This is a genomic window from Geothrix sp., from assembly GCF_049292215.1.
Taxonomy (GTDB): domain Bacteria; phylum Acidobacteriota; class Holophagae; order Holophagales; family Holophagaceae; genus Geothrix.
Genome location: NZ_JBATQW010000023.1, coordinates 84,438 through 108,428, shown reverse-complemented (window position 1 = coordinate 108,428; position 23,991 = coordinate 84,438). Strand labels below are relative to the sequence as shown.

The following is a 23,991-nucleotide window of genomic DNA, read 5'->3' as shown; positions in this document are numbered from 1 at the left end:
CTTGTTCGCTCAGACCGCCATGAGCTTCCGGTAGGCCTCGAGGAAGTCCTTGGGCTGGGGCAGGATCTCGTCCTCCAGCGCGGGGTAGTAGGCCACCCAGGTGTCCTTGGCCGCCACCCGGCGCACGGGGGCATCGAGGTGGAAGAACAACTCGTCGGCGATGCGCGCCGCGATCTCGCTGCCGTAGCCCCAGCTGAGGGTGTCCTCATGGGCCACGATCACGCGATGGGTCTTCTTCACGGTGCGCTCGATGGCGGACCAGTCGTAGGGATTGAGACTGCGGAGATCGATGATCTCGACGGAGATCCCTTCCTTCTCGGCCTCGCGGGCAGCCTGAACGGCCCGGTGGACGGTGCATCCATAGGTGATGACAGACAGGTCGGCACCCTCGCGCACGGTGCGCGCCTTGCCGAAGGGGATCATGAAGTCGGGGCCGGGGTCATTGCCCTTGTTGTGGGTCTGCCGATAGAGGTGCTTGGGTTCCAGGAACAGCACCGGGTCGTCGCAGCGGATGGCCGTGCGCAGAAGGCCGGCCGCGTCCAGGGCGTTGCTGGGGCAGATCACGCGCAGGCCCGGGATGTGGGTGAAGGTGCTCTCGCCGCACTGGCTGTGGTAGGTGGCGCCGCCCATGAGGTAGCCCGCGATGGGCACGCGGATCACCATGGGTGCCTTGAAGGCGCCGTGGGAGCGCCAGCGGATGTTGGCCAGCTCGTCCCGCAGCTGCTGCATGGCGGGCCAGATGTAGTCGAAGAACTGGATCTCGGCCACGGGCTTGAAGCCCCGCGCCGCCAGGCCGATGCCGCGGCCCACGATGGTGGCCTCGGCCAGGGGCGTGTTGAACACCCGGTGGGCGCCGAACTGTTTCTGCAGTCCGTGGGTGGTCTTGAAGACGCCCCCCTTGCCCTTCACCTCGTCGAGGATGTCCTCACGGCTGGCATCGGCCACATCCTCGCCGAAGACCAGAATGCGCGGATCCCGCGCCATCTCGTGCTTCAGCGTGGCGTTGATGAGGTCGAGCATGGTCTTCTTGCCGACTTCCTGGTCGCCCGGGGCGTACTCGGTGTCGAAGGCGATGGAAGTCGGATCGACCTCCTCGCTGTAGAGGTGGCGGTAGTAGCTGCCGGGCTCGGGCCGGGGGGCGGCGTCAGCCTCCTCCCAGGCCGCATCGATCTCGGCCTGCACCTCTTCTCTCAGCATCTGCAGCTGGGCTTCGGTCAGATCACCCGAAGCCACCAGGAACTCGGCGTAGGTGAGCACCGGATCCCGCTGGGCCTCGGCCTCGCGCTGGGCCTTGGATTTGTAGAGCTGCTCGTCATCCGAGAGCGAGTGGCTGTAGGGACGGATCACCTTGGCCCGCACCAGGGCCGGCCCCTTGCGCGAACGGGCGTGGTCGGCGGCCTGCTTCAGGGCCTCGTAGCTGGCGATGGGATCGCAGCCGTCCACCTCGTCCAGGATCAGCAGGCCGTGCTCCGCATAGCCCTGCAGGAGGGCCGCCACGTTGCCGCCGGGGTATTGCACTTCGCTGGGAGTACTGATGGCGTAGCCGTTGTCCTCCACCAGGAACACCACGGGGGCCTTCAGGTTCACGGCGTTGCTGATGGCCTCCCAGAACTCGCCCTGGCTGCAGGTGCCGTCGCCGGTGGTCACCAGGGCCACCTCGTCGGCCTTGATGCCGAGCTGTTCAGAGACACCGCACTGCTCGGCGCGGACCACCGCCTCGACCGCGCCCACGGCCTGCAGGAACTGGCTGCCGGTGGGGCTCGACGTCGTGAAGATGTTGAGGCCCTTGTGGCCCCAATGGCTGGGCATCTGGCGGCCGCCGCTGGCGGGGTCGTCCACGGCACCCACGGAGCCCAGGAACATCTCCCGCGCCGTGTAGCCCAGACCGTAGGCCAGGGCCCGGTCGCGGTAGTAGAAGAAGAACCAGTCGTGGCCGGGACGGAACACCATGGCCGCCGCAGCCTGGACCGCCTCGTGCCCCACGCCGTTGATCTGGAAGAAGACCTTGTTCTGGCGCTTGCCCGTGATCTCCTTGTCGTCGATCCGGCGGGCCGCGTAGATGGTCCGGTACAGCCGAACCCGTTGCTCGCGGGTCAAGCTTGTGGCGATCGCAGGCTGGACAGCATGTTCGGCCACAGGCACTCCTCTCACCAGGGTGGTCAGTGGCCCAATCTAGCACGTGGAATGATTGCCCGAATTCCTACCGGTATGTTCCATGTTCTAGGGGTTCATTCCACAAGAAATGAGGCGAGAGCACAGACCGCCACAGATCAATTAACGACACTGCGGTCGATAAACTTCCCGCCTGAACGAGCCTCCCGAAAGGGCAAGGGGCGGCCCCACGAAGGGACCGCCCCTGTTGTGCTGGCAGCCCCCATTCTCTCAGGGCCCCGAAAACTCAGAGCCCCTGAGGGTAGGCCTCCTCGCCCTGCAGCTCGGCATCGAGGCCCTTTTCCTCGGCGGCCAGGGTCACACGCACCGGGGTGATCCGGTCGATGATCCATAGCATCACGTAGGTGAAGCCGAAGGCCCAAATGGAGGAGATGGCCACCGCCGCGCACTGCTTGAAGAAGAAGGACGGGTTGCCCCGGAACAGGCCATCCACACCGGCGGGATTCCATGCCTTCGAGGCGAAGAGGCCGAGGAAGATCACACCGATGAAGCCACCGACCCCGTGCACCCCCCAGACGTCCAGGGCATCATCCCAGCCCAGCTTGTTCTTCAGGGCCACCGCGTAGTAGCAGATGACACCGGACAGCACGCCGATGAGGGCGGCGGTGGCAGGGGAGACAAAGCCGGCGGCGGGGGTGATGGTGGCGAGACCCGCCACGGCGCCCGTCAGCAGGCCCACGAACTTGGGTTGGCGCGCGTTCGTCCATTCCACAAAGAGCCAGGTGGCGGCGGCGAAGGAGGCGGCGATGTCTGTGTTGAGGAAGGCGGAAGCCGTGACACTGTCTACCCGGAACTGGGACCCGGCGTTGAAGCCGTACCAGCCGAACCAGAGCAGGCCGGTGCCCAGGGCGATGAGGGGCACGCTGTGGGGGATGTTCTCCACCACCTTGCGCTTGCCCACGTAGAGGATCGACGCCAGGGCGGCCATGCCCGCGGTGTTGTGCACCACGATGCCGCCGGCGAAGTCCAGCACGCCCCACTTGGCCAGCAGGCCGTCGGGATGCCAGACCATGTGGCAGAAGGGGAAGTAGACGAAGACCAGCCAGGCCGTGAGGAAGATCATGTAGGCCTTGAAGGTCACGCGGTTGGCGAAGGCGCCGGTGATGAGGGCGGGGGTGATGATGGCGAACATCATCTGGTAGGCGATGTGCACCACCAGGGGGATGCCGGCGTCGTTGCCACCCAGGGTGAACATGGCGCCGAGATCCACGTGATTCAGGAACGCGTAGTACGAGGGGCTGCCGATGATGCCGTGCCAGCTGGGGCCGAAGCTCATGGAATAGCCGAAGGCGAACCACAGCACCGTGGTCCAGCCCAGGCTCACGAAGCTCTGGATCATGATGGCCAGGGTGTTCTTGCGCCCCACCAGCCCGCCGTAGAAGAAGGCCAAGCCCGGCGTCATGAGCATGACCAGGCTGCAGCAGATCAGCATGAATGCTGTATTTCCGGTATTGATTGGCATGGGCGCCATAAAAGAAACCTCCGAATCCGAACCTGCCGGAAGTCGGAAGTATGGTGATGAGGGCCTGTGACCTGGGTCCGCCGCAGCCACTTTTTACGCGCTTTTTATGCGGGCCCAGCGTCTACCCTGAAACCTCCATGGAAGCACCGGCTCGCCCCATCCTCGTGGCCCTCGGATCCGAGGCCCGCTCGCTCCGCCTGATCCAAGCCGGGCTCCGCCTGTCCCGGGAGCGCTCGTCACCCTGGATCGCCGTCCACGTGGAGACCGGCAGTTCCAGGTTCACAGAGGATGCCGAGCAGGTCCGGGTCTGGCTCCAGGAGGCCCAGCGCCTCGGGGCGGACATCCGGATCGTCCAGGCCCCGACCCTGGCCCAGGGGCTGACCGAGGTGACCCGCAACACCCATGCACAGGTCCTGCTTCTTGGTCGTTCCCAGGACCGGTGGCCCTGGGCGCGGATCGGCCATTCTACGGCGGACGAGTTGCAGCGCCGGGGACTGGACGCCCACATCGAGGTCATGGACGACCGGAGCCCCGCCACGGTTCAGGCCGCCCAAGGCACTGGGTTTGGCGCCATGGTGGGGGCCATGACTGTTCTGGGAGCCGCCTCGGGCGTGGCCTGGCTGTTGCCCGGGGAAGGCGACATCGCCCTCGTCCTTCCGGTTTACCTGGCTGCGGTGACCTACATCGCCCACCACTGGGGTCAGCGGCTGTCCTTGCTCGCCTCGGTCCTGGGCGCCCTCCTCTACAAATTCCTGCTGGAGACACCCCGGTTCAGCAGCGCCTCCGGCCACTGGCCCAACCTGCTCTTCTTTCTCGCCATGCTGCTCGCCGCCCAGGCTGTGGTTGGCCTCCTGCACCGCCTGCGCCGACAGGCCCGCGAAGTGCACCGCCGGGAGGTGCACACGGCCTCCCTCTACCTGCTGGGCCGCGCCCTGGGCCGGAGTCGCAGCCCCGAGGAGGTGGCGGCCACTGCTGCCGAGCACATCCACACGGTTTTCAAGGCCGAGGCCTCCCTGCTGCTGGCCCTGCCGACCGGTTGGCAGACCTCCCCACCCTCCTCCCACGCCATCGGATTGCCGCCATCGGCAGAGCTCCTTGCCCGGCTCGACGCGGGGGAACACCCCGGTGACCCGCTGGAACCCCTGATCCTCGGGAATGCCTATTGCCTCTCCCTGACCGGGACCGATCGCAGTGAGGGCGTCCTCCATGTGCTGCCAGAAGAATCCACCGGCCTGCCGCCGGAGACCTGGGAGTTGCTGAAGGCCTTCGCCGTTCAGATCGCCCTGGCCCTGGAGCGCTTGCGCTGGCTCGAGGAGGCCCGCAGGGCCCAGGTCGAAAGCGAGACCGAGCGCCTGCGCAGCACCCTGCTGGGCGCCATCGGCCATGACCTGCGGACGCCCCTGGCCGCCATCCACGGCGCGGCGGGGAGCCTTCTGCTACCCGGATACCTCACGGACTCCGCGCGCCGCGACCTGCTCACCATGATCCAGGACGAGAGCGAGCGGCTGGCCCACCTGCTAGGGAACATCCTCGACCTCACGCGCTTGGAGAGCGGGGCGATCCAGGTGCAGAAGGAGTGGCAGCCCCTGGAGGAAGTCGTGGGCTCATCCCTGGGCCGGTTGGAAAAACGCCAGGGCCTCCTGCCGGTGCGGGTGGACCTTCCGGAAGCACTGCCCCTGGTGCCGCTGGACGCGGTGCTCATTGAGCAGGTGCTGGTCAACCTCCTGACCAATGCCCAGCGGCATGCCCCAGGGCGGGACATGACCCTGCGGGCCTGGGAGGAGCCGGGCTGGGTCCACCTGGAGGTGGCCGACCGCGGACCGGGCATTCCAGCGGGCTACCAGGACCGGATCTTCGATAAGTTCTTCCGCCTTCCCGAGGCGCGCGAAGGCGGTGTGGGCCTGGGTCTCGCTATCTGCCGAGCCATCGTCCAGGCCCATGGAGGCAGGATCCACGTGGAGGACCGGCCCGGCGGCGGCTCCTGCTTCCAGCTGGCCCTCCCCCTGGACGGCGTCCCCCCCGACCTGCCCGAGGTCGCCCCGTGAACCAGCCGCTGATCCTCATCGTCGAGGACGAGGAGGCCCTCCGGCGCTTCCTCGTTCCCACCCTCACCGGCCAGGGCTACCAGGTCCTGAGCGCCTCCACCGCCACCGAGGGCCTCGCCATGGCGCGCAGCCACAACCCGGAATTGGTGCTGCTGGACCTCGGCCTGCCCGACCTCGACGGCATGGCGGTGCTGAAGGAGCTGCGGAGCTGGAGCCGGAAGCCGGTGATGATCCTCAGCGCCCGCAACCAGGAGCGCGACAAGGTGCTGGCCCTCGACCATGGCGCCGACGACTACCTCGCCAAGCCCTTTGGCGCCGGGGAATTGCTGGCGAGGATCCGCGTGGCCCTGCGCCACACCCTTCAGCCCGATGTGACCGAACCGGTGGTGTGCAGCGGGGGCCTTCGGGTCGACCTCGAGCGGCGCGAGGTCAGCCTGGAGGGAAGTCAGGTCAAGCTAACGACCCTCGAATACCGCCTGCTCGAGGCCCTGACGCGACGCCAGGGCAAGGTGGCCACCCACAGCCAGCTGCTGGCCGAAGTCTGGGGTCCCGGGGGCGAAGGCAACACCCACTACCTGCGCATCTACATGGCCATGCTCCGCAAGAAGCTGGAGGCGGATCCCACCCGGCCTCGGCATTTCATCACCGAGCCGAACGTGGGCTACCGGCTGAATCTGGAGGCGCCCGGGGATTGATCGCAGGATCAGGTACAATCGGCGTTTTGCGAGCTGCCCATGTCCCTGTCCCCCGCCGAGATCCGCGCCATCCACGACCTGCCCGTGCCCGAGCTGCTCTACCGGGCGGCCACGGCCCACCGGCAGCACTGGAACGCGGAGGAGATCCAGTTCTGCACCCTGGATTCCATCAAGACCGGCGCTTGCCCAGAGGACTGCGCCTACTGCCCCCAGAGCGCGCGCTACAACACGGCGCTGAAGGTGGAACCCCTCAAGGATGTGACGAAGGTGCTGGCCGGGGCCGCGGAGGCCAAGGCCAACGGCTCCACCCGTTACTGCATGGGTGCCGCCTGGCGTGAGGTGAAGGACGACGCCAACTTCGACGCCGTGCTCGGCATGGTGAGCGGCGTATCCAGCATGGGCATGGAGGTCTGCGTCACCCTCGGCATGCTCAACGAGGCCCAGGCCAGGCGCCTGAAGGCCGCGGGCTGCCAGGTCTACAACCACAACATCGACAGCAGCCGCGACTTCTACGAGACCATCATCCACACCCGCAAATTCGACGAGCGCCTGGAGACCATCGCGGCCGTCCGTGCCGCAGGGCTGGAAGTGTGTTCGGGTGGCATCGTGGGCATGGGCGAGACCATCGACCAGCGCATCCACTTCCTCCAGGAGCTGACCGAGCTCGATCCCGCGCCGGAGAGCATCCCCATCAACCAGTTCGTGGCTGTGGACGGCACGCCCCTGGCGAACGTGGAGCCCCTGCCTCCGCTCGAACTCGTGCGCATGATCGCCACGGCCCGCATCCTGTTCCCCAAGAGTCGCATCCGGCTCAGCGCGGGGCGCACGCAGATGAGCGACGAGTTGCAAGCCCTGTGCTTCTTCGTGGGCGCCAACAGCATCTTCACCGGCGAGAAGCTCCTCACCACCCCCAACCCCGGCGGCAACCACGACCACTGGCTACTGAACGCCCTCGGCATGCGAGTGGAAGGCGCCACGGCGAGGGTCTGACCCCATGCAGCTCATCGAAGACCTCCGGCAGGAACACGAGCTCATCGAGCAGGTGGTGGGCTCCCTGCGCACCTTCGTGACGGCCCGCTTGGCTGACCAGGGCGATCCGATGGATGGGGCCCGGTTCCTGGCCTTCTTCCGTCGCTATGCCGGGGACTTCCACCACGACAAGGAGGAAGTGATCCTCTTCCAGGCCTTGGCGGAGCGCGCCGAGGTACCGGCGGATCGGGGGCCCCTCGCCGCCCTGACCGGCGAGCACCGGCGGATGGGGGGTCTGCTCGATGCCTTGGAAAGGCTGCTGGGCTCCGCCCTTTCAGACCCCGACCGGCCCCGCCTGGAGGCCCTCGCCCTGGACTACAGCCACGCCCTCTGGCGCCACATTGACGCCGAGAACTCGGTCCTGTTCCCGGAGGGCCAGGAGCGCCTACGGCGCTTCCACATCCTGGAACTGCCCTCCAGGCCCATGACCGCAGAGGAGGCCACGGCTCGGGAAGGCGGGCTGGCCCTGATCTCCCGCTACCCCCCCTACCTGGATCCCGAGGTCCATCGCGGCGATGGCTGCGTGGCCTGCCCCTCCTACGGCACTACCTGCCAGGGCCTTGAGCGGGAGTGGTGGACCGAGCTGGAGTGGGAGGACATGTGGGATCGCATGTCGAGCGATTAGGCTCCTGACCGGCTTCCAGCAGGGCACAACCCATCCAGATTCATTCAGGGCCCGCCGCTTCCCGATCCAGAAGAGTTGGATCGGCCCTTGGGACAGTTTTATCCCTCCAGAGGGGCCGGGTTCCTGGAGGATGGGCATGCAACGCCAGGGCAACCAGAGCGGACCGGGGAGCTCCCCATGCGCCTGATCAAAGGCCTCTACCAGTGGGTTGAGAAGCTGCTGTTCAACTCCCTGCTGCGCAAGCTCCTCGGCTGCATGGTGCCGATCTACCTGATGCTCCTCGTCATGAGCGGCTACACCCTGCAGGTCACGCGGACGCTCCGGTCCAGCCTGTCCGCGGCCGGCCGCCTGGATGCCGCCACCCTGGAGCACCTGGCGCGGACGGAGTCCATGGCCATCGCCATCCCCATCGTGGCCCTCGTGATCGCGGTTGGGGCCTTCCTCATGTTCCATCTGTCCGTGGCCATTCCCCTGCGGAAGATCACTGGGATCATCCAGGGCGGTGACTTCTCCAAGGACATCGACCTTGAGGCGCATGACGAGATCGGTCGGCTGGCCGCCGGCTTCAACCGCTTCGCCGGCGAGATCCGGGACATCCTGGACAGTTCCAAGCGCCTGGGTCTGGCCATCGCGGTGGGTTCCACCCGCACCACGAAGCTGGCTTCGGATGCCGCCCTGGACGCCCAGCACCAGGGGGCCCTGTCGGAGCGCATCACCCGGACCAGCCAGGAAGTGGCCGAGGCCGTCGGCAACGTGGCCCAGGTCACGGGCCACATCACGGCCTCCACCCTGGAGAACCTGGAAGCGGCCAGGGAGACCCGCACCGAGCTGCTGGAGGCGGGCACCTCCATGGCCACGACGAACCAACGGTTGACCGAGTTTTCGGAGCTGGTAGTGCGCCTCAACGAGCGGTCGGAGCGCATCATCGACGTCGTCCAGCTCATCGAGGGCGTGTCCGAGCAGACGAAGCTCCTGGCCCTCAACGCCTCCATCGAGGCCGCCCACGCGGGCGAGGCGGGGAAGGGCTTCGCGGTGGTGGCCGAGGAGGTGCGGAAGCTGTCTGGCAACGTCGGCGAGGCCGCCGAGGAGATCTCCCGAAACCTGGGCGACATGCTCAAGGAAGTCGAGCTGACCTCCCAGGGCATCCAGGAGATCACCGCGGATTTCCAGGGGACTTCAGGCATCCTCGGCCGGGCCTCGGAACACTTCGCCAAGCTCGTACGGGATTTCGAAGAGAACAGCGTCCAGCTCACGGGAGCCACCTCGGCCGTGGACGGCATCTCCAGCACCAGCGTCGAGATCCATCACCAGGCCCGGGACATCCAGAACCTCAGCGTGACGGCCGAAGGCCGCCTCCAGGAATCCACCCGGTTCTCCAGCGACATGAACCGTGCCACAGAGCGGCTGCTGGAGCTGGTCTCCCGCTTCCGCACCGGCACCGGCGAGCTGGAATCCGTGATTCAGCGGACCCTCCGCTGGCGGGACGCCATGGAAGCCCGGATCCAGGAGCTCGCCGCCCAGGGTGTCGATGTCTTCGACCAGAGCTACCGGCCCGTCCCCGGCACGAACCCCCAGAAGTTCATGACGTCGTACGCCGCCGTCTTCGGCCGGGAACTCCAACTCCTCTTTGACGAGGCGCGCCAGGACCTTGGCTCCATCTATTCCGTGGCCCTGGACGTCAACGGCTACCTGGCGATCCACCACTCGGGGGTGTCCGAGCCACTGACCGGCGATCCCAAGGTGGACGTCCTGAAGAGCCGCCACCAGCGGATCTACTTCACGGTCGAGACGGAGAAGCGGCGCGCGCGGAACACCGAGGCCTTCCTCTTCCAGACCTACATGCGCGACACCGGGGAGATCCTCAATGACCTGGCCCTGCCCATCCGCATCGGGGGACGGCACTGGGGGGCGATGGTCAACGGCTTCAACCCCGAGCGCTTCCTTCAGGGCTGAGGCGGTAGCGCCAGTTCCACCACGGCCCGGATCCCGGAGCGAATCCGGCGCTCCGGGTTCTCCACCAGCACCTTCACGCGCACCAGCCCCCGGGCGTCGGCGCAGGGATCCAGGAGCACCACCTCGCCCTCGGTGGTGAGGGGCTGGGCCGCCAGGGGAAAGGAGACCCGCACCCGGTGCCCCAGGGCCGTGGCGGCCAAGTCCCTCGGTTCCACCTCGACCTGGACCACCACCTTGCTGAGATCGAGGATGCGGAAGAGCGGCTGGGCGCTTGCAACGGTTTCGCCCGCCTCACGAGCCCGCGTCACCACGACGCCATCCATGGGGGAGAGGATGGTCCGGAGCCGCACCTGCTCGGCCGCGGTCTCGTACTGCAGCCGGGCCAGATCCAGGTCGATGCGGGCTTCCAGGGCCTTGGCCTCCGGGATGATCCGGCTCTCGTAGAGCTTCCGGGCCCCCTTGGCCTCGAACTCCCGGCGTTCCAGCAGGATCTTGGCCCGCTGGGCCTCCAGTTCCTCCAGCCTTCCGTAAAGGAGGGCCAGGGGCTGCCCCTCCTTCACGGCTTCGCCCTCTCGAACCTTCATCTCCGTGATCCGGCTCGAGACCGGCGCCGCGACCTCCACCTGGCGGAAGGGCAGCACGAGCCCCTCCACGGGCAGCGCCGCGCAAACCGGTCCGGAATAAAGGCTCAGCGCTGCAATGAGGATCAGGGCTGGATTGGACATGCGGCCACCCACGAGAGACCTCTCATCCTGTCATGTCTGGTGGCTTACTTGACCTTGAAGGCGTACTTCCCCTCGTGGCATTCCAGACATTTCACCACTGGCGGCTTGTGCTGGCGGTGGCAGTCCGTGCAGGTGACGGAGACGTGGGTCGCGGTCTGGGGCGGGTCGTGGGGGTTAGGCTTGGCGTCCCGGGTCAGGGCCTTCATGGCCGGGTAGTCGCCGTGGCAGATCATGCAGGCCTCATCCGGCACCGCCGCCGTGGACGGCTTCTCCTTCTGATGGCAGTCATGGCAGCTGACCTTCGCCTTGACGTGGGGCGCCGGCAGGGGCTTGTCCTCGGCCGCTCGAACTCCCACCGCCAGGCAGCTCAGCAGTCCCAGTGCCAGGATCCGAATGAAACGCATGTGCCCTCCCGCCTCGACCCGGGGCGAATGGCGATCATCTTATCGCATTGCGCTGAACCCCCGCGTCACCCGTGCAGACTCCGCGTGGAAGGGCCCTGGTTCCATGGGTAAACTGGTTCATTGGGTTGACGGTTCCAATCATGTCCGTTCTCTCGCCCGGAATTGGCGCCGCCGAGCTCGGGGTTGCAAGTGCCCAGACAAGGATTCACATGCGTGACATGGACAAGGCTTTCGACTTCAGGACGGCGCAGACCCGCTGGTACTCGGTGTGGGAGGAGTCCAGAGCCTTTGAGGCGGCGCCCACGAGTGGCAAGGAGCCCTGGTCCATCGTGATCCCGCCCCCCAACATCACCGGCAACCTGCACATGGGGCACGCCCTGGTGAACACGCTGCACGACGTGCTCACGCGCTTCAAGCGCGCCCAGGGCTTCGACGCCCTCTGGGTGCCCGGCACGGACCACGCGGGCATCGCCACGCAGATGATGGTGGAGCGCCAGCTCAAGGCCGAAGGTACCGACCGCCACCAGCTGGGCCGCGATGCGTTCGAGAAGCGCATCTGGGACTGGAAGGAGAAGAACCAGGGCGCCATCGAGCACCAGCTGAAACGCCTGGGCTGCTCCGTGGACTGGACCCGCAACCGCTTCACCCTGGATCCCGCCCTCAACAAGGCCGTGCGGAAGGTCTTCGTGGAGAGCTACAAGGCGGGCCGCATCTACCGCGGCCCCCGCATGATCCAGTGGGACCCAGCCCTGCAGACCGCCCTGAGCGATCTGGAAGTGAAATACGAAGAGCGCAAGGGCAAGCTCTGGTACTTGCGCTACCCGCTCGCGGATGGCAGCGGCGATGTCATGGTGGCCACCACTCGCCCCGAGACGATGCTGGGCGATACGGCCGTGGCCGTGCATCCCGATGACGAGCGCTACCAGGACATGATCGGCAAGGTCATGGACCACCCGCTGACGGGCCGCCAGATCCCCGTGGTGGCCGACACCTTCGTGGATCCCGCCTTCGGCACCGGGTGCGTGAAGGTCACGCCCGCCCACGACCCCAACGACTTCGCCGCCGGCCAGCGCCTGGGGCTGCCCTCCATCATCATCATCGGCTTCGACGCCAAGATGACCGCCGAGGCGGGCGCCTACGCAGGCCTGGATCGCTTCGAGGCCCGCAAGCGCGTGGTGGCCGACCTGGAGGAGCAGGGCTTCCTCGTGAAGGTGGAGGACTACGTCAACAAGATCAGCCTCAGCGACCGCAGCGGCGCCGTGCTGGAGCCGCTGGTGAGCGAACAGTGGTTCATGGATGTGAAGGAGGCCGCCGCCAAGGCCCTCGACGCCGTGAAGTCCGGGGCCATCCAGTTCACCCCCGAGCACCACGCCGCCGTCTGGAACCACTGGCTGACCAACATCCAGGACTGGTGCATCAGCCGCCAGCTGGTCTGGGGCCACCGCATCCCGGCCTGGACCTGCGACGTCTGCGGGCACCTGCACGTGGAGCTTGAGGCTCCGGCCCTCTGCCTCAAGTGCGGCTGCCACAAGCTCACCCAGGACCCCGACACGCTGGACACCTGGTTCTCCTCGGCACTATGGCCGTTCAGTGTCTTCGGCTGGCCCGATGAAACCGAGGACCTGAAGCGCTACTACCCCACCAGCGTGCTCATCACTGGCTACGACATCCTGTTCTTCTGGGTGGCCCGCATGGCCATGGCGGGCCTCACCTGGATGGGCGAGGTGCCCTTCCGCAAGGTCTACTTCAACAGCCTGGTGCGCGACGCCAGCGGCCAGAAGATGAGCAAGACCAAGGGCAACGTCATCGATCCGCTCGAGGTGATGGAGGAGTACGGCACGGACGCCCTGCGCTTCTCCCTGGCCATCATGGCCGCGCCTGGCACCGACATCGCCATGAGCACCGCGCGCCTGGAGGCCAGCCGCAACTTCTGCAACAAGCTCTGGAACGCGTCCCGGTTCGTGCAGATGAACCTCGATGACTCCATCACGCTGGCCACGGTTCCAGAGTTCGGCGAAGCCGAGTTCTGGATGATCGGCCGTATGCGGGAGAGCCTCACGGCGGTCACCAAGGCCCTGGAGGAGTTCCGCTTCCATGAGGCCTCGGACCTGCTCTACCACCTGGTCTGGGACGACTTCTGCGCCACCTACATCGAACTGGCCAAGGTCCAGCTGGTCAGCGGAACGGCCGGTCAGAAGGCCGCCATCCTGCACTTCCTCGACATCCTCCTGCGGGCCCTGCACCCCTTCGTGCCCTTCCTCACCGAGGAGATCCACGAGGCCATGATGGACGGCCGTCTGCGCGCCGGTGAGCCGACTCTGCTGGCCCAGCGCTCCTGGCCCATGGACGAGCCACTGCTCCAGGTCCAGGGCGGCGATGCCACCATCATCCCCCGCTTCCAGGACATCCTCTCGGCGCTCCTGCGCCTCAAGGCCGAGCAGGGCGTGGATCCCGCCAAGCGCGTGCCCGCCTTCTGCTCGCTGCTGGAACTGGAACCCTTCATGGAAGCCCTGAAGTCCATCGCCCGGCTGGAATCCGTTGTCTTCTCCAAGGACGAGCTCGCCTCCCCCACCCGCACGGTGGCCGTGGTGGCGGGTGGCGCCGTGGCCCTGGAGTTGGCGGGCCTCAAGGATCCCGTGGCCGAGAAGGCCAAGCTGGAGAAGGAACTGGCCAAGCTGGAAAAGGAGCTGGAGCCCCTGCGCGCCCGCCTCGCCGACGACAGCTTCGTCACCAAGGCCCCTGAGGCCGCCGTGGCCAAGCTGCGCGGCCAGGCCGAAGAGCGAGAGCAACGCCTGGCGCAGGTCAAGGCGCTACTGGGCTGACCTCGGCTCTCTGCGGATGCTAGTCTGAAGCCATGCAGAAGACTTATTACGCCGGCCAGGATGTGGACGCGCCCTGTGGGCGCTGTGGCGGCGAGACCCGACACCAGGTGCTGACCGTCACCAATGGCGTTCCGGACCGGCTCATCTGCGGGAACTGCCGGTCCGTCCACAAGTTCCGGGTGGCCAAACCCGAGCCCCTGCCCCGCGCCCCGCGCATCCCCGCCGCCGCCAAGGCCGGCGGTCCCCGCCCGGGCTCCCTCGTGTCCCAGTTCCAGCAGGTGCTGACGCAGGAGCAGGGCGGCGCCAAGGCCCGCCCCTACCGGGTTTCCGAACCCTGGCCGGAAGGGGCCTGGATGGACCACCCCAGCTTCGGCCTCGGCCGCGTGCAGCGGAAGATGGGCAAGAAGGTGGATGTGCTGTTCAAGGACGGCCTCAAGACCCTGGTCAGCGCATGAACCAGCAGCCGCTCCTCGAAACCGGCTCCCCCGCCCTGCGGGAGTTGCGGTTCGCGGTGCTGGACCTGGAGACCACCGGCGGCAGCCCCAAGGCCCGCTGGGGCAAGGACGGGCGCTTCCTCCAGCCCTCGGAGATCACGGAGGTGGGCCTGGTGCGGCTCTCCGGAAGGGTGGTGGAGGACCGCTGGTCGAGCCTGGCCTCCATCCAGGGTTTCCTGCCCGAGGAGATCCAGCGCCTCACGGGCATCAGCCTGCCCATGCTGGCGGGCGCGCCGCCCTGGGAGCAGGTGGCCCTGAAGCTGGCTCCGAAGCTGGAAGGCCGCGTCTGGGTGGCCCACCACGCCCCCTACGACGGCAGCTTCCTCAAGGCCTGGCTGCCCGAAGGCGTGTGGCGCCGCCACCGCCTGATCTGCACCCGCCTGCTGGCCAAGAAGCTCATCCCCGAGCTGCCCCGCCGCGGCCTCGCCGAGCTGTGCGCATTCCTCGGCATCACCAACACCCGCGCCCACCGGGCCCTGCAGGATGCCGAGGCCACCGCCGAGGCCCTCCAGCACCTCCTCCAGCGGGCCGAGGATCAGGGCCTGGACGGCGAAGCCTTCCTCACCATCGGCGAGGTTCCCTGGAACAAGGTCTGACCGGACGGTCCCCGTCGTAAGGTGTTACCCATGGATCTCGCCCGCTTCCTCGAACTCGTCCGGACCCAGGGCTGGCAGGGCTGGTCCCTTTGGGTGGTACTGCTGGCCCAGGCCCTGCTCTGGGTGGGGATCGTGCGCCTGCATCTCTCGCTGCAACGGGAGGAGGCGCCTTGGGAGGAGTGCATCGGGAAGATCCGCTCGGCCTTCCTGCGCAAGGTGAACGGCGAGGAGGAGATTCAGGAGCTGAAGGTCCACCGCTATGCCCCCCTGGTGGATCAGCTGCTCGCCCTGCACTTCGCCGAGGAGAAGACCGACCGCTTCGACCGCTGGCTGCTCATGCGCTGGAAGGTGAAGGAGGGCCTGCGCCCCTACTGGATCCGCTGGGGCTACCTCATCATCGCCTTCGGTGTCGTGGTGTGGTACCTCCAGGGCCTGCGCCTGGACATGGGCACCGACCTGCTCAAGCGTACCCCCGTGGATCCCCGCCTGCTGTGGGTGTGGCTGGGCTACGCCATGGTGCTCGCCTGGAAGATCGTCCGCATCCACGGCAACCTCGAGCGTGTCCAGCGCAGCCTGCTGCTGCCGAGGCGGGATGAATGAGGCGGTCCCGGCGCGGTGAGGCCGCCCGGCGCTTCGGCCTGCAAGCCGAGCGGCTGACGCTCTGGCTGCTCTGGCTGCTCTGGCTGCTCTGGGCCCGGGGCTGGGACCTGGTGGCCTGGCGCCAGAAGCTGGGCCACTGGGAGCTGGACCTCCGGGTGAGCCGGGGCCCGGAGCTGCGGCTCCTGGAGGTAAAGGCCCGGCGTCCCGGGGCATGGGTGGGGGCCGACACTGCCCTGGAGCCCGAGCAGCGGCTCCGCCTGCAACGCGCGCTGCGCACCTGGCTGGACCGGGTGCCCTGGCTGGGCGCAGTCAGCTTCCAGCGGATGAGCTGGGCCGGCTGGCGGTGCCGGTTCCACCCCCCTGAGGGTTGGGAGGGGCTGAGGATTCCTCGATGAACCGACCCGGGCCGCAGCTTCCCTTGCTGCTCTTCGCGATGCTGTCCCTGAGCGCGTCCGCCGTGGCTCAGCCCTTCTCCCCTGGCCTGGACGGGAAGCTCCGGGCCCTCCTCGGCATCCCCTACGTCGAGGATGCGGGCCTGGACGAGCGGGGACGCTGGACCCGTTTCTCCCACCCGGACCAGGCCCTGGACCAGCCCGGCCTCAACTGCTCCGGGTTCTTGGTGGCCGCCGCCCGGCGGCTGCTGGGCTTCCAGGGCAGCCTGGCGGAGGCGGCCCGGGACCGCCTGGGCGACAGCGGCCCGGGAGCCAGGGGGGGCCCGGACTGGGACTTCGGCTGGGACCTGGTGCTGAACCTCAGCGAGTGGCACCCCCGCTGCTGGGTTCTGCCCGGAGCGGATCACCCGGCCCCAGGTGTTTCTGGGAATTCCCTGCCAGGATTCCGGGTCCATGATCGGGCAGCCTGGACGCAGCTGTCGGCCCGATGGCGTCTCGGTCGGGTCTATCTGGCCACCCTGAGGCGAGGGACGGGCGCCAGCCTCCGGCATCACCATGTGGCCCTGCTGCTGAAAGGCGAGGCCGGGGAGCTGGGTTTCTACCAGACCCTGCCCGGGGGCCGGGTGCACCGACTGGCCCTGGACACGCCTGAAGGCCTGGACCGGCTCTGTGCCATGTTCGGCCCCGGGGAGCGGATCCTCATCCTTGAGGTTCAGCCCTAGGAGAGCCGCTGTGGCACGGCCCTCGCCCCGCACCCTGTGGGTGTCGGTATGTTGACCTTCCTGGATCGTCTGCTTCCATATATGGGCCGCTTGGCCAGGCGGTCGGACCTCGCTGCGCCCGTCTTCGTAATGATCGTCCTGGTCGTGATGATCCTGCCCCTGCCGGCCTTCCTGCTGGATCTGCTCATCGTGCTGAACATCACGCTGAGCCTGGTGATCCTGATGGTGGGCATGTATGTGCGCCGGCCCAAGGAGTTCAGCTCCTACCCTTCGGTCCTGCTGGTGGTGACGCTATTCCGGCTGGCCATCAACGTGGCCACCACTCGCCGCATCCTGCTTTATGCGGGCGATCAGGGGGCCGACGCCGCCGGCCACATGGTGAAGGCCTTCGGCCAGTTCGTGGTGGGCGGCAGCTATGTCATCGGCCTGGTGGTCTTCCTGATCCTGCTGGCCATCCAGTTCCTGGTCATCAACCACGGTGCCGGCCGCATCGCCGAAGTGACGGCCCGCTTCACCCTGGACGCCATGCCCGGCAAGCAGATGGCCATCGACGCGGACCTGAACGCCGGCTACATCGACGAGCAGGAAGCCCGCCGGCGCCGCAAGGACCTCCAGGAGGAGGCCGGCTTCTACGGGGCCATGGACGGCGCCGTGAAGTTCACCCAGCGGGACGCCGTGGCCGCCTTGATCATCCTGGCCGTCAACATCGTGGCGGGCATCCTCCTGGGCGTCGTGCGCTACAACCTGCCCGTGATGCAGGCCCTGGAGGTCTACACCCTCCTCACGGTGGGTGACGGCCTGGTGACGGTGATCCCCAGCCTGCTCATCAGCGTGGGCGGCGCCATCCTCACCACCCGCAGCGGCAGCGACGCCTCGGGCCTGGGCAGCGAGGTAATGGGGCAGCTGGGCGCGGACCCACGCCCCCTGGCCATCGCCGCTTCGGTCCTGTTCCTCTTCGGTGCTGTGCCGGGCCTGCCCCTCTTCCCGTTCTGGGTCATGGCCGCCATCTTCGGGATCATGGCCTACGCGGCCTGGAAGCTGCCGCAGGCCGTGCCGGCCGCCGTGGCCGAACTGGCCGCTGCCGAAAAGGCCAAGACTGCCGCGGCCGAAACCAGCGAGAAGGTGGAGGGCCTGCTCAAGGTGGACCCCCTGGGCCTGGAGGTCGGCTACAGCCTCATTCCCCTGCTGGATGTCAACCAGGGCGGCACGGTGCTGGAGCGCATCAAGGCCGTCCGGCGCCAGATGGCCTCGGACCTGGGCATCGTGGTGCCCCCCGTGCGCATCCGGGACAACCTGCAGCTGCCACCGCACACCTACCGCATCCTGCTCCGGGGCGAAGAGGTCGCCCGAGCGGAGCTCCAGCCCACCCAGTTCCTGGCCATGAACCCGGGCACGGCCACCGAGGACCTGGCCGGCACACCCACCTCCGAGCCCGCCTTCGGCCTGCCCGCCTACTGGATCCCGGATGCCCAGCGGGACCGGGCCCAGATGCTGGGCTACACCGTGGTGGAACCGGCGACCGTCCTGACCACCCACCTGTCGGAGCTCATCAAGCAGCACGCGCCCGACCTGCTGGGCCGGCCCGAGGTCCAGCACCTGCTGGACACCCTCAAGGAGACGACCCCCCGCCTGGTGGACGACCTCATCCCGAACGTCATCAGCGTGACCACCCTCCAGAAAGTCATGCACAACCTCCTCCGCGAGCGGGTCCCCGTGCGCGACCTGGCCCGCATCCTCGAGGCCACCGCCGACGCCGCCACCATGACCAAGGACATCGGCTTCATCACCGAGTATGTCCGCCAGGCCATGGGACGTGTCCTGACCGGGCCCCACCTCTCCGAGAATGGCGATCTGGGGGTCCTGGTGCTGGATCCCACACTGGAGCAGACCCTCCAGGGCGGCATCGAACAGACGGACCGGGGCAGCTTCCTGGCCCTGGAGCCCGGCCGCACGCAGGAACTGCTCACACGCATCGCCAACGGCATCGCCGCCCTGCTGCCCGGGGCCCAGCCCGTGCTGCTCACCAATCCTGTCGTGCGCCCCCACCTGCGGCGCCTCCTGGAGCGCGCCCTGCCCCACCTGGTGGTGCTGAGCCACAGCGAGGTCCCAATGGACGTCCGCGTCGTCAACCTGGGAACCGTCTCATGAAGGATCGACCATGCGCGTGAAGACCTTCGAAGCCGGGTCCATGCAGGACGCCCTCGACGTCGTGAAGAAGGACATGGGCGAGGAGGCCTTCATCCTCTCCACCCGCACCCGGCGCCGCCCCGCGGCCCTGGGCATGGGCGAGGAGTCCGTCATCGAGGTGACCGCCGCCGTGGACGAGGCCCAGGCGGGCGTTCCGCCCCTGGCCACCGGCACTCCCTCCACCTATGGCCTGCGCCCCGCCCTGGAGTCTCCGGCCCCGAGCCGCCGGACCGCGACGCCCGCGCCCCTGGCGCCCCCGGCGCCGCCCATGGATCTCCAGCCCCTGCGCCGGGAGCTCCTTGAGATCAAGGGTGCAGTGGCGGCCCTCAAGGACAACGACCAACGCAATGCCTCGATCCTGAAGGAACTGGATCAGATGAAGTCGCTGCTCAGCCGCATCCAGCGGCAGGGCATGCCGCCGGCGCAACTGCATCTGCCGCCGAGCCTGCTGGAGCTCTATGGCGACCTCGTCGCCAACGATGTGGAACCGCTCATCGCCCTGCGCCTCTGCGAATACGCCCAGCGCGCCCTCACCGACCAGGACGGCGACGCCTCCATGGGCACCGTGGATCCCGAGCGGGCCAGGCTCTTCCTCCGCCGCGTGATCGCGGACTTCATCCCGGTGGCCCCCCCGATCCAGCTGGAGCCCGGCAAGATGCGCGTCGCGGCCCTGGTGGGCCCCACCGGCGTGGGCAAGACCACCACCCTGGCCAAGCTGGCCGCCTACGCCCAGATCCACCTCAAGCAGAAGGTGGCCCTGCTCACACTGGACACCTACCGCATGGGGGCGGTGGACCAGCTGCAGCAGTATGCCCAGATCCTGCAGGTTCCTTTGCATGTGGCCCTCACCGTCGAGGACCTCCGCAGCGCCCTCCGCTTCTATCAGGACCGCGCCCTCGTGCTCATCGACACGCCGGGCCACAGCCCCAAGGACACGGATACGCTCAACCAGCTGCGAGGCCTGATGGACGAGCTGCCGGAGGTCGAGACGCACCTGGTGCTGTCGGCCACCACCAAGCCGCGCGACCTGACCGAGATCGCCACGCGCTACGAGCCCCTGCATCCCACGCGGCTGCTCTTCACCAAGCTCGACGAGACCTCCACCTACGGGCCCATCCTCAGCACCCTGGCGCGGGTCAAGCGACCCCTCAGCTACCTGGGCACGGGCCAGGAAGTTCCCGAGGCCCTCGAACTGGCCACCAGCCGGCGCGTGGCCGACCTCATCCTCCCCGCCACCATGAAGGAGGCCGAATGAGCAGCGACCAGGCATCCCGGCTCCGCACCATGGCCCAGGGGCAGCGCACCGAGGCGCCGCTCTTCGCCGCCCGCGTGGTGGCCATCACATCCGGCAAGGGCGGGGTGGGCAAGACCAATGTCGTGGCCGGCCTGGCCCTGTCGCTGGCCCAGCAGGGCCAGCGGGTGGTGGTCATGGACGCCGACTTTGGCCTGGCGAACCTCGACATCCTGCTGGGCCTGTCACCGAAATACACGCTGGAGCACGTGCTCCGCGGCGAGAAGGTGATCGAGGAGATCCTGCTGGACGGCCCCATGGGCATCCGCATCATCCCCGCCAGCAGCGGCATCCAGGAGCTCACCCGCCTCGACACCATGAGCGAGCTGCGGCTGGTCCAGGGCCTGCAGCGGGTGGCGGAAACGGCGGACTGGCTGCTCATCGACACCGCCGCCGGCATCCACGACTCGGTCCTGAAGCTGCTCATGGCCGCCCAGGAGGTGATCCTGGTGACCACCCCGGAGCCCACCAGCCTGGTGGATGCCTACGCCATGGTGAAGGTGCTGCACCTGAGGGAGGCGACCAAGCCCCTGTGGCTGCTCATCAACAACGGCCAGAACATCGACGAGGCCCAGGAGACCATCGAGCAGCTGCAGGCAGCCACCGAACGCTTCCTCGGCAAGCAGCTCAAGGTGCTCGGCATGATCCCCAACGACCCCCACATCCTGCAAGCGGTGCGCCAGCAGCGGGGAGTGGTGGACCTCTTCCCCCGGAGCCCCGCCACCCTGGCCTTCCAGGCCCTCGCCCGTCAATTGCTGGGCCAAGTGTCCTTGCAGCCAGACGGCTTTGCGTCATTCTGGAGGCAGCTCGCCTCCGATGAACCCCAGTAGGACCCGACGAATGTCCCCGACTCCGGACCAGCCCTCCGACCCCGGCCTGCCCCTCAGTGGCGAGGCCCTCCGGGCCGTGGAGTTGGCTCCTGCCGCGCTCCGGCCCTGGGCCGCGCTCGCCGCGGCGAAGGCCTACGGCAAGCCCCTGCCCCTCCACGTACCTGCCCTGCCGCCGCCCTCACTGGCCACGGAGTCCGCCGAACCCCCCGAGCCCTTCGATCGGGAGAACCGGGAACAGATCATCAAGGACTATGTCCCCCTGGTGAAGTTCGTGGCCCACCGCATCGCCGCCCGCCTTCCCTCCCACGTGGAGCTGGACGACCTCATCAACAGCGGCATCCTGGGCCTGATGGATGCCATCGAGAAGTTCGAGCCGGCCCGCAACATCAAGTTCAAGACCTACGCCGAACTCCGCATCAAGGGGGCCATCCTGGACGGTCTCCGGGACCTGGACTGGGTGCCCCGCAGCCTCCGGCGCAAGAAGAAGGACATCGAAGGCGCCTACCATTCGCTCGAGCAGCAGATGGGCCGGGCCGCCACGGATGAAGAAGTGGCTGTCCACCTGGGCATGCCCCTGGAGGAGTTGCACAAGAACCTGGACGACCTGAAGGGCGTCACCCTGGGCACCTTCGTGGAAGTGGGCGAAGACGGCGAGGGCGAGAGCCTCATCAGCTTCGTGCCGGACCCGGACGCGGAGGATCCCCACCAGATCTTCCAGTCCACGGAGATCAGGGAGATCCTCCGTGGGGCCATGGAGGTCCTGCCCAAGAAGGAGAAGTTCGTGGTCCAGCTCTACTACTTCGACGAACTGACCATGAAGGAAATCGGCACCCTCCTGAACATCACCGAATCCCGGGTATCCCAATTGCATACCAAGGCCATGCTGCGACTCCGGGGCAAGCTCCTGGAGAAACACATCGAAGGGTAATCCATGGCCAAAATCCTAAGCCAAGAGGAAGTAGACGCACTACTTAAGTCCCACACCAAGCCGGCCGGAAAGGCTTCGGGCGGAGCGGGGGTGGACCGGGGTGCGGCACCGGTCCAGGCAAAAAAGGCCCAGGTTCAGCGCAAAGTCACCCTCTACAACTTCCGCCGCCCCGACCGGGTGAGCCGCGAACAGATGCGCTCGCTCCACTTCATGCACGACCGCTTCGCCCGCAACTTCTCCAGCTCCCTCAGCGCCTACCTCCGAACCATCACGGAAGTGAACCTGGTGAGCGTGGAGCAGCTCAGCTACCAGGAATTCCTGCTTTCGGTGCCCGATCCCACCTGCTTCAACGCCATCTCCATCAAGCCGCTGGAGGGCGCGCTGGCGCTGGAGGTGAACCCCACCCTGGTGTTCCCCATCATCGACAAGATGCTGGGCGGCCCCGGCGAGCCGCTGAAGCAGCTGCGCACCATGACCGACATCGAGCAGAGCATCTTCGACGGCATCCTCAAGCTGCTCCTCGAGGACATCCGCGAAGCCTGGCGCGGAATCGTCGATCTGGACTTCCGCATCCAGGCCCGGGAGACCAGCCCCCAGCTCATCCAGATCGTGGCACCCAATGAGGTGGTGCTGCTGGTGGTCTTCGAAGTGAAGATGGGCCCGGTGAGCGGCATGATCAACCTGGCCATCCCCAGCATCATCCTGGAGCCCATCTCCAACAAGTTCGACCAGGAGATGTTCACGGGCTACAAGAAGTCCTCCAGCTTCGAGGAGGCCCGCCTGCTCATGACCAGCCTGAAGCGCTGCGGCATGGAGGCCGCCGCCGAGATCCGCGGCACCAGCCTCAGCATGGAGGAGGTCCTCCAATTGAAGACCGGCGACCTCATTCCGCTCACCAAGCGCTTCGATGCGGAGCTCGATCTCTGCGTGGACGGACTTCCACGCTTCATGGGCCTGGTGGCCCTGAATCCCAACGGGAAACGCGTGTTCCAAGTGACCGGCAGCCGGTCGGAGGGGTGAACGATGGATGCCCGAGACACTGAATTCTTCCAGAAGATCGGCGGTGCCTTCGCCGAGAGCATGGCCTCCGTGTTCTCCATGCTCACGGGGCGAGAGTTCCAGATCAAGTCGGCCCCCGGCGAGCTGCTGGAGACCGCTGGGGTCGCCGCACTGCACGAGGGTGCCGGCATCCTGGTCAAGGCCAACTACCAGAAGGGCCTCAACGGCACCCTCTTCTTCACCCTCCCCCTCAAGGAGGGCACCATGCTGGTGGACCTCATGCTGGGTGGCGAGGGCGCGCCCGCCGAGGAACTGGTCGGCGACTCCAAGGACGCGTTGGCGGAGACCTTCAACCAGGTGCTGGGCAGTGCCAACCAGACCCTGTCGGATCTGGCCGGGGAGACCTTCGCCATCGCCAATGTGGAGATCCTCGCCATCCAGCCCGATGCCGCCGCCTTCGCAGAGCAGTTGGGCCAGGGCGGCTTCCAGGACCTCGCCCTGCCCACGACTCAGGATTCCCTGAGCACCACGGTCCACCTCCTCTTCCCCGACCTGCTGCTGCAGCAGCTGAAGCGGAAGCTCGGCCTGGTGGAGACCCCTGCCGCCCCCCCCGAACCATCCCCCGCCTCTGTGGCCGCCACCCTGGCCGCCCCGGCCCGGCAGGCTCCCGTGGCCTCGGGGCCCCCCACGGATTCGGGCAACTTGGACCTCCTCCTCGACATCCAGCTCCCCGTGGTGGTGCGCATGGGGCAGACGGAGATGCAGATGGGCGAGCTGCTAAAGCTCACGCCGGGCTCCATCCTAGAGCTCAACCGCAGTGCCGACGCCCCGGTGGAGCTGCTGGTCAATGGCAAGCTCATCGCCAAAGGGGAAGTCGTGGTGGTGGACGGCAACTTCGCCTTCCGCATCACCGAGATCGACACCCGGGCCGCGAGGATCCGCAGCCTGGCCTAACTTCCCCCCGGGGTCCCCGCAGCGTATGCGCGGCGAGGATTTATTGTCTGGCTGCGCAAACTCGGG

21 protein-coding genes are annotated in these 23,991 nt (G+C 67.4%); 17 read left to right on the top strand and 4 right to left on the bottom strand.

The features are described from left to right. Positions 1-9: 9 nt before the first annotated feature. Together WAS25_RS04175 and WAS25_RS04170 are read right to left on the bottom strand one after the other, a co-directional pair. Entirely contained in the window at positions 10-2,136 is a 2,127-nt protein-coding gene (locus tag WAS25_RS04175; protein WP_422310250.1) for an alpha-ketoacid dehydrogenase subunit alpha/beta, read from the bottom strand. Positions 2,137-2,398: 262 nt separating this feature from the next. Then, positions 2,399-3,634 carry an ammonium transporter gene (locus tag WAS25_RS04170; RefSeq protein ID WP_422310328.1) on the bottom strand — a complete coding sequence of 412 codons (1,236 nt, stop codon included), beginning with the start codon at positions 3,632-3,634 and terminating at the stop codon, positions 2,399-2,401. A gap of 137 nt (positions 3,635-3,771) precedes the next feature. Between WAS25_RS04170 and WAS25_RS04165 the strand changes: the two genes are divergently transcribed. The 5 genes from WAS25_RS04165 to WAS25_RS04145 all read left to right on the top strand — a co-directional run bounded on the left by WAS25_RS04165 (position 3,772) and on the right by WAS25_RS04145 (position 9,981). After that, positions 3,772-5,679 carry an ATP-binding protein gene (locus WAS25_RS04165; RefSeq protein WP_422310249.1) on the top strand — a complete coding sequence of 636 codons (1,908 nt, stop codon included), beginning with the start codon at positions 3,772-3,774 and terminating at the stop codon, positions 5,677-5,679. Next, positions 5,676-6,374 (top strand): response regulator, encoded by a 699-nt coding sequence (locus WAS25_RS04160; RefSeq protein ID WP_422310248.1) that lies wholly within the window; start codon positions 5,676-5,678, stop codon positions 6,372-6,374. Before WAS25_RS04165 ends, WAS25_RS04160 begins: the two co-directional genes overlap by 4 nt. Positions 6,375-6,413: 39 nt before the next feature. Beyond that, positions 6,414-7,364 carry a biotin synthase BioB gene (gene bioB / locus WAS25_RS04155; protein ID WP_422310247.1) on the top strand — a complete coding sequence of 317 codons (951 nt, stop codon included), beginning with the start codon at positions 6,414-6,416 and terminating at the stop codon, positions 7,362-7,364. A gap of 4 nt (positions 7,365-7,368) precedes the next feature. Beyond that, the gene (locus WAS25_RS04150; RefSeq protein ID WP_422310246.1) at positions 7,369-8,028 is read left to right on the top strand and encodes a hemerythrin domain-containing protein; all 660 of its coding nucleotides are present in this window, start codon (positions 7,369-7,371) and stop codon (positions 8,026-8,028) included. 177 nt (positions 8,029-8,205) lie between these two features. Beyond that, entirely contained in the window at positions 8,206-9,981 is a 1,776-nt protein-coding gene (locus WAS25_RS04145; protein ID WP_422310245.1) for a methyl-accepting chemotaxis protein, read from the top strand. Here WAS25_RS04145 and WAS25_RS04140 read toward each other — a convergent pair. After that, positions 9,972-10,706 carry an efflux RND transporter periplasmic adaptor subunit gene (locus WAS25_RS04140; RefSeq protein ID WP_422310244.1) on the bottom strand — a complete coding sequence of 245 codons (735 nt, stop codon included), beginning with the start codon at positions 10,704-10,706 and terminating at the stop codon, positions 9,972-9,974. The two genes, WAS25_RS04145 and WAS25_RS04140, sit on opposite strands and share 10 nt — an antisense overlap. A gap of 44 nt (positions 10,707-10,750) precedes the next feature. After that, complete coding sequence (locus tag WAS25_RS04135; RefSeq protein ID WP_422310243.1) at positions 10,751-11,110, bottom strand: cytochrome c3 family protein; 360 nt, start codon at positions 11,108-11,110, stop codon at positions 10,751-10,753. A gap of 209 nt (positions 11,111-11,319) precedes the next feature. On the opposite strand from WAS25_RS04135, the gene WAS25_RS04130 reads away from it, so the two are divergent. From WAS25_RS04130 to fliN, 12 genes are read left to right on the top strand one after another with little or no spacing between them, the layout of a single operon-like run. Next, positions 11,320-13,932 (top strand): valine--tRNA ligase, encoded by a 2,613-nt coding sequence (locus WAS25_RS04130; RefSeq protein WP_422310242.1) that lies wholly within the window; start codon positions 11,320-11,322, stop codon positions 13,930-13,932. 32 nt (positions 13,933-13,964) lie between these two features. After that, positions 13,965-14,387: a hypothetical protein gene (locus tag WAS25_RS04125; RefSeq protein WP_422310241.1), complete on the top strand. Its 423-nt coding sequence runs from the start codon at positions 13,965-13,967 to the stop codon at positions 14,385-14,387. Further along, a complete protein-coding gene (locus WAS25_RS04120; RefSeq protein ID WP_422310240.1) occupies positions 14,384-15,022 on the top strand; it encodes a PolC-type DNA polymerase III in 639 nt (212 codons plus the stop codon). Before WAS25_RS04125 ends, WAS25_RS04120 begins: the two co-directional genes overlap by 4 nt. Positions 15,023-15,052: 30 nt before the next feature. Next, the gene (locus tag WAS25_RS04115) at positions 15,053-15,622 is read left to right on the top strand and encodes a hypothetical protein (RefSeq protein WP_422310239.1); all 570 of its coding nucleotides are present in this window, start codon (positions 15,053-15,055) and stop codon (positions 15,620-15,622) included. Then, complete coding sequence (locus tag WAS25_RS04110; RefSeq protein WP_422310238.1) at positions 15,619-16,017, top strand: YraN family protein; 399 nt, start codon at positions 15,619-15,621, stop codon at positions 16,015-16,017. Before WAS25_RS04115 ends, WAS25_RS04110 begins: the two co-directional genes overlap by 4 nt. After that, the gene (locus WAS25_RS04105; protein ID WP_422310237.1) at positions 16,014-16,736 is read left to right on the top strand and encodes a hypothetical protein; all 723 of its coding nucleotides are present in this window, start codon (positions 16,014-16,016) and stop codon (positions 16,734-16,736) included. The genes WAS25_RS04110 and WAS25_RS04105 overlap by 4 nt, the downstream gene beginning before the upstream one ends. Positions 16,737-16,784: 48 nt before the next feature. After that, entirely contained in the window at positions 16,785-18,884 is a 2,100-nt protein-coding gene (gene flhA, locus WAS25_RS04100) for a flagellar biosynthesis protein FlhA (RefSeq protein ID WP_422310236.1), read from the top strand. Between the two features lie 10 nt (positions 18,885-18,894). Then, positions 18,895-20,178, top strand: coding sequence for a flagellar biosynthesis protein FlhF (flhF, locus tag WAS25_RS04095; protein ID WP_422310235.1), 1,284 nt, complete (start codon positions 18,895-18,897; stop codon positions 20,176-20,178). Next, positions 20,175-21,044 (top strand): MinD/ParA family protein, encoded by an 870-nt coding sequence (locus WAS25_RS04090; protein WP_422310234.1) that lies wholly within the window; start codon positions 20,175-20,177, stop codon positions 21,042-21,044. The genes flhF and WAS25_RS04090 overlap by 4 nt, the downstream gene beginning before the upstream one ends. A gap of 10 nt (positions 21,045-21,054) precedes the next feature. Then, positions 21,055-21,972, top strand: a complete 918-nt coding sequence (locus WAS25_RS04085; protein WP_422310233.1) for a FliA/WhiG family RNA polymerase sigma factor — start codon at positions 21,055-21,057, stop codon at positions 21,970-21,972. Between the two features lie 3 nt (positions 21,973-21,975). After that, complete coding sequence (fliM, locus tag WAS25_RS04080) at positions 21,976-22,992, top strand: flagellar motor switch protein FliM (RefSeq protein ID WP_422310232.1); 1,017 nt, start codon at positions 21,976-21,978, stop codon at positions 22,990-22,992. A 3-nt stretch (positions 22,993-22,995) separates the two neighbouring features. Then, positions 22,996-23,925 (top strand): flagellar motor switch protein FliN, encoded by a 930-nt coding sequence (gene fliN / locus WAS25_RS04075; RefSeq protein WP_422310231.1) that lies wholly within the window; start codon positions 22,996-22,998, stop codon positions 23,923-23,925. Positions 23,926-23,991 lie beyond the last annotated feature (66 nt).